The organism is Candidatus Oscillochloris fontis, assembly GCF_004138135.1.
GTDB lineage: Bacteria > Chloroflexota > Chloroflexia > Chloroflexales > Chloroflexaceae > Oscillochloris > Oscillochloris fontis.
On record NZ_RYFD01000116.1, the window covers coordinates 1 to 1,557 of the forward strand.

Annotated in this window: 1 protein-coding gene; it reads right to left on the reverse strand. The window is 60.3% G+C overall.

What is annotated here, in order from left to right; genetic code table 11:
* Nucleotides 1–1,452 (reverse strand): beta strand repeat-containing protein (locus tag EKD03_RS18160; RefSeq protein WP_153188306.1); only part of this gene is annotated, 1,452 nt, incomplete at its 3' end.
* Between the last annotated feature and the right edge of the window lie 105 nt (nt 1,453–1,557).

The following is a 1,557-nucleotide window of genomic DNA, read 5'->3' on the forward strand; positions in this document are numbered from 1 at the left end:
CGCCGAGACACCGGTCAGGGTGTAGTCACCCGTACTGTTCGTGGTGGCCGTGCGCGTCCCGTCGGAGACGGTGACGCTACTGATGCCGGTGCCGCTGCTGGTGGTGATGCGCCCGCTGACGCTATAAGTAATCGGGGTTCCCGTGAAGTCCTGGCCGGTCAGATTTCCACTAACACCGATACTCCGGTTAGTGGGGCTGAAGCTATACCCACTGCGCGAAGGCGTGAGCGTGTAGCTCCCCGCCGGGACACCGGTCAGGGTGTAGTCACCCGTACTGTTCGTGGTGGCCGTGCGCGTTCCGTCGGAGACGGTGACGCTGCTGATGCCGGTGCCGCTGCTGGTGGTGATGCGCCCACTCACGGTGTAGGTGGTTGCCGTTGCCGTGCCGGTGAAGTCCTGGCCGGTCAGATTGCTGCTGACACTGATGCTCCGACTAGTGGGGCTGAAGCTGTAGCCACTGCGCGAAGGGGTGAGGATGTAGCTCCCCGCCGGAACGCCGGTCAGTGTGTAGTCACCCGTACTGTTCGTGGTGGCCGTGCGCGTCCCGTCCGAGACGGTGACGCTACTGATGCCCGTGCCACTGCTGGTGGTGATGCGCCCGCTGATGCTGTAGGTGATCAGGGTGCCCGTGAAGTCATGCCCACTCACGTTGCCACTAACACTGATACTCCGGTTGGTCGGGCTGAAGTTGTACCCACTGCGCGAAGGCGTGAGCGTGTAGCTCCCCGCCGGGACACCGGTCAGGGTGTAGTCTCCAGAACTGTTCGTGGTCGCCGTGCGCGTCCCGTCCGAGACGGTGACACTGCTGATGCCAGTGCCGCTGCTGGTAGTGATGCGCCCGCTGACGCTGTAGGTGAGTAGGGTGCCGGTGAAGTCATGCCCACTCACGTTGCCACTAACACTGATGCTCCGGCTGGTGGGGCTGAAGCTGTAGCCACTGCGCGAAGGCGTGAGCGTGTAGCTCCCCGCCGGGACGCCGCTCAGCGTGTAGTACCCGTTGCTATCCGTGCTGGCACTGCGCGTCCCGTCCGAGACGGTGACGCTGCTGATGCCGGTGCCGCTGCTAGTGGTGATGCGCCCACTGACACTGTAGGTGAGCAGGGTACCGGTGAAGTTCTGGTTGCTCAGGTTGCCGCTGATCGACACGCTGAGGCTACTGGGGCTGAAGCTATACCCACTGCGCGAAGGTGTCAGCGTGTAGCTCCCCGCCGGAACGCCGGTCAGTGTGTAGTAGCCGTTGCTATCCGTGGTAGCCGTGCGCGTCCCATCCGAGATAGTTACACCAGAAATACCATTGGTATTAGTGTCACGTACATACCCGCTAACAGTATAAACAGGTGTCGCAGTCAGTACAAACTTAACCGCATCAAGCCAAACTCGACGTGTACCTGTGCTCTCATTGGTTTGATCAGTAAGTTTTACATAGCAACCAGTACCTGCTGTACAGTTCACAGTGGCAATTTTATTCCACTGACCATAGTAGTCCGTAAATTAAGTTTCCAGGTCTTTTTGCGACATAGCACTACCCACCCGCTCACCTTGAACGCCCGCAACGGG